This is a genomic window from Enterococcus sp. 3H8_DIV0648 (assembly GCF_002140655.1).
In the GTDB taxonomy this organism is placed as follows: Bacteria; Bacillota; Bacilli; order Lactobacillales; family Enterococcaceae; genus Enterococcus_A; species Enterococcus_A hulanensis.
The window spans coordinates 1-3,805 of record NZ_NGLG01000012.1; the positions used below are offsets into that span (position 1 = coordinate 1).

Below are 3,805 nucleotides of genomic sequence, written 5' to 3' on the forward strand. Positions count from 1 at the left end.
GAAAAATATAAATCACTATAAAAACCAGTGTGACCGGAGTTAGTTAGCTGGTGGAAGGCTTTGAAACTAAAAAGATCAATAAAAAAGGAGAGTTTGAATTATGGGTGTTTTAGGTATTTCAATCGTAATGGGCTTATACTATTGGTTTGCTCGCCTGCGTTTCGGGTATACATTCTCGGGAATGCTTTCCCAACCGCTTTCGGCGGCGTTGATAGCCGGGGTTGCGACCGGAAAATTAGCAGAGGCAATGGTGATCGGTGCTGGTATCCAGCTGGTTTATCTAGGTGTAACTTCGACGCCAGGCGGGAATGTTCCTAGTGATCCAGCGTTGGCTTCGGCAATTGCGATCCCAATTGCTTTAGGTGTCGGAATGAACGCGGAGGCGGCGATTGCTTTGGCAGTACCATTTGGAGTGCTGGGAGTATTTATGGATCAGCTTCGCCGGACGGTCAATGCGACTTGGGTTCATATGGCGGACAAATATGCAGAGGAGTTAAATTATTCTGGAATTTATCGCGCAGCCTTTTTATATCCGGCAATGGCTGGTTTTGTGATTCGTTTTCCGTTAGTGTTTGCGGCAAACTTTTTTGGTCAATCGATTGTTAATCAAGTGTTAGATGTGATTCCTGAATGGCTGATGCACGGCTTTGAAGTGATGGGCGGTATCTTGCCGGCTCTCGGCTTTGCTTTAACGATCATGGTGATTGGCAAGAAGCATCTGATTCCGTACTTCTTAATCGGTTTTGTGGCAGTTGTTTATTTTGGAGCAGAAGTGATGGCAGTAGCAATTATTGGTGTCTGTGTAGCATTCTTAGTTAGAAACAAGGCGTTAGAAGAGGAGGCGGCTGCATAATGGAACAAATGACAGAAAAAAATGAACAGCAATTAGAGCAGAAGAAAATTACGAAGAAAGAATTATCGCGTTCTTTTTGGATTTATCAGCTAGGCTGTGAGTTATCCAATTCCTATGAACGACTACAAAGTCTGGTCTTTTGTGCTTCAATGATTCCGGCTGTTAAAAAATTGTATGCCGATGATGAAGAGGCGCAAAGAGAAGCATTGAAACGCCATTTGAATTTCTTTAATACAGAAGGAACGATTGGTTCTTCGATTCAAGGGATCGTGATTGCGATGGAGGAGGAAAAATCCAACGGCGCGGCGATTACAGATACGGCGATCACTTCCATCAAAACAGGATTGATGGGGCCTTTAGCTGGTATCGGAGATTCGATCATTTGGGCGGCGGTTATGCCCTTAATTATTTCAATTTTTATTCCGATGGCTTCTAACGGAAACGCGATTGGCGGGATAGGACCAATCGTGATTTATACCGCGGTTACGATGTATATCAGCTGGCTGTTGATCAACAAGTCTTATACGTTAGGCCGGAATTCGATCTTGAGCTTGCTGAAAGACGGCAAGATCAAGCAAGTGATTTATGCGGCGAACGTTTTAGGAATGATGATGATGGGAGCCTTGAGCGCCAGCTATGTAAATATTGCCAGTCCGATGAAATTCAAAGTCCCTGGTGGCGCAACGATTATTTTACAAGATATTTTTGATCAGATTGTCAGAGGCTTATTGCCGCTGACGGCGGTATTTGCGATTTATTTCTTTATGGTCAAAAAAGGTCCGCGATACGGCATTATTATCGGTACGATCGTTGTGATCAGTATTGTCGCTTCATTCTTCGGACTATTATAAAACTATTGAAGGTGTGAAAATGATCAGCTATGAAAAATTTGGTTTGAAAGAAGTAATTAATGCTTCTGGACGAATGACGATTTTAGGCGTTTCGAAGGTATCAGAAAAAGTGCTGGCGGCGCAACGTTTTGGTGGAGAACATTTTTTTGAGATGAGCGATTTGATGGTTCAAACGGGGAAATATCTCGCGGACTTGTTGAAAACAGAAGATACCCAAATCGTGTCTTCTGCTTCTGCCGGCATTGCTCAGTCTGTTGCAGCGGTAATTGGAGAAGGCAGTCTTTATCATGTCTACCACCCTTACACGGACAAAATAGATAAAAGAGAGATCATCCTTCCTAAAGGCCACAACGTAGATTATGGCACACCGGTGGAAGTCATGGTCGAGCAAGGCGGTGGGAAAGTCGTAGAGGCTGGCTATGCCAATATGTGTTCGCCGGAGCATCTTGAAATGATGATAACACCAGCATCTGCGGCGATTTTGTATATCAAAAGTCACCATACAGTTCAAAAAAGTATGCTGAGTGTTGAAGAGGCAGCAACCGTAGCTGAAAAATATCGGCTGCCGCTAATCGTTGATGCGGCTGCAGAGGAAGATCTTTTCAAATACACTCAAGCAGGGGCGGATTTAGTCATTTATTCTGGAGCTAAGGCGATGGAAGGACCTAGTGCAGGACTAGTTATCGGGAAAAAAGAGTATGTAGAGTGGGTCAGACTGCAAAGTAAAGGAATCGGCCGCTCGATGAAAATCGGCAAAGACAATATCTTAGGCTTTACCCAAGCGGTTGCCGATTATTTAACGAAGGGAAATGAAGCTGGAGAATCAATGAAGCGGCGATTGACTCCGTTTATTACAGCGGTCAATCAAATTGACGGCTTAGAGGCGAAGATTGTTCAAGATGGAGCTGGCCGCGATATTTATCGGGCAAGTGTCAAAGCTGCCGGACCTAAACCAGCTAAGACGATCATTACTGAACTGAAAGAAGAAAATCCTGCAATTTACACACGTGAATACCAAGCAAATAACGGAATTATCGAATTTGATATCCGTTCGGTTGATGAACAGGAACTGACCAAAATCGTTCAGCGCCTGCAAGAAATTATGAAGTAAAGGAGAGACGGTATGTCATTGATACCAAATTATTTAGCAGATCGTATTTGCTTAAATGTCTTAGCGAATTCTGTTGAGAATGCCAAGGAATGTTACGAGGCGGCAGAAGGGCATGTTGTATTAGGAGTATTGTCAAAAAATTATGCTACTGATGAAGCAGCAATAGAAGACATGAAGCTTTATCAAGCAGCAACGAATAACGCATTATCCGTAGGGCTGGGAGCCGGCGATCCTAACCAAAGTCAGATGGTTTCCCGCATTTCTGCGATTCTACAACCGCAGCACGTCAATCAAGTATTTACAGGAGTGGGGACTTCTCGGGCACTTTTAGGGCAAAACGAGACAATCGTAAATGGCTTAGTCTCTCCAACCGGAAAAATCGGGTATGTGAATATTGCGACTGGTCCATTGAGTACGACAGCTCCTGAAGCCGTCGTACCGATCGAAACGGCGATTAAATTGCTACAGGATATGGGCGGCAGTTCGGTGAAGTATTTTCCCATGAAGGGTTTGGCTCACAAAGAAGAGTATCAGGTCGTTGCGAAAGCTTGTGCCGAACATGATTTCTATTTAGAGCCGACTGGTGGAATCGATTTGGATAATTTTGAAGAAATCGTCCAAATAGCGGTGGATGCTGGGGTCAAAAAAATCATTCCCCATGTCTACAGTTCGATCATTGATCCTGAAACAGGAGCTACGAGACCGGAAGATGTCCAAACTTTGTTGGAGATAATGAAAAAGATTTTGGGATAAAATTTTCTCGAATAGAGAGAACGAGCGAGCTGGGTTTGAGGAGGCAACTACTCAAACCCAGCTCTTCGTTTTAACTTCGAAAACGCTATTTACTGCAAGTGGTGTTAATAAATTTGTTATTTTTTAGAAAAAAGGATAAGGCGCGTCTACAAATATCGAAGAGTCTTTTTAACAAAACAATTAGCAAATAAGTTGTTTTTTCTAATTTTTACCGTTGACTATCATTGAACCTGTTGC

The 3,805-nt window shown here is 43.3% G+C and carries 4 protein-coding genes; all 4 read left to right on the top strand.

Annotated features, from left to right (window positions below; all coding sequences use genetic code 11):
- Positions 1 to 100: 100 nt before the first annotated feature.
- The 4 genes from A5875_RS22970 to dagF are packed head-to-tail and all read left to right on the top strand — an operon-like array spanning position 101 to position 3,568.
- Positions 101 to 853: a PTS mannose/fructose/sorbose/N-acetylgalactosamine transporter subunit IIC gene (locus A5875_RS22970; protein WP_088935923.1), complete on the top strand. Its 753-nt coding sequence runs from the start codon at positions 101 to 103 to the stop codon at positions 851 to 853.
- Positions 853 to 1,704, top strand: coding sequence for a PTS system mannose/fructose/sorbose family transporter subunit IID (locus tag A5875_RS22975; RefSeq protein ID WP_171004866.1), 852 nt, complete (start codon positions 853 to 855; stop codon positions 1,702 to 1,704). The genes A5875_RS22970 and A5875_RS22975 overlap by 1 nt, the downstream gene beginning before the upstream one ends.
- A gap of 19 nt (positions 1,705 to 1,723) precedes the next feature.
- Entirely contained in the window at positions 1,724 to 2,815 is a 1,092-nt protein-coding gene (locus tag A5875_RS22980; protein WP_088935924.1) for a DgaE family pyridoxal phosphate-dependent ammonia lyase, read from the top strand.
- A 12-nt stretch (positions 2,816 to 2,827) separates the two neighbouring features.
- Positions 2,828 to 3,568 (top strand): 2-dehydro-3-deoxy-phosphogluconate aldolase, encoded by a 741-nt coding sequence (gene dagF, locus A5875_RS22985; RefSeq protein WP_088935925.1) that lies wholly within the window; start codon positions 2,828 to 2,830, stop codon positions 3,566 to 3,568.
- Positions 3,569 to 3,805: the final 237 nt, after the last annotated feature.

Excerpts from the sequence above, each read along its gene's own strand:
- A5875_RS22970 (WP_088935923.1), top strand. The coding sequence starts at position 101 with ATGGGTGTTTTAGGTATTTCAATCGTAATGGGCTTATACTATTGGTTT.
- A5875_RS22975 (WP_171004866.1), top strand. The coding sequence starts at position 853 with ATGGAACAAATGACAGAAAAAAATGAACAGCAATTAGAGCAGAAGAAA.
- A5875_RS22980 (WP_088935924.1), top strand. The coding sequence starts at position 1,724 with ATGATCAGCTATGAAAAATTTGGTTTGAAAGAAGTAATTAATGCTTCT.
- dagF (WP_088935925.1), top strand. The coding sequence starts at position 2,828 with ATGTCATTGATACCAAATTATTTAGCAGATCGTATTTGCTTAAATGTC.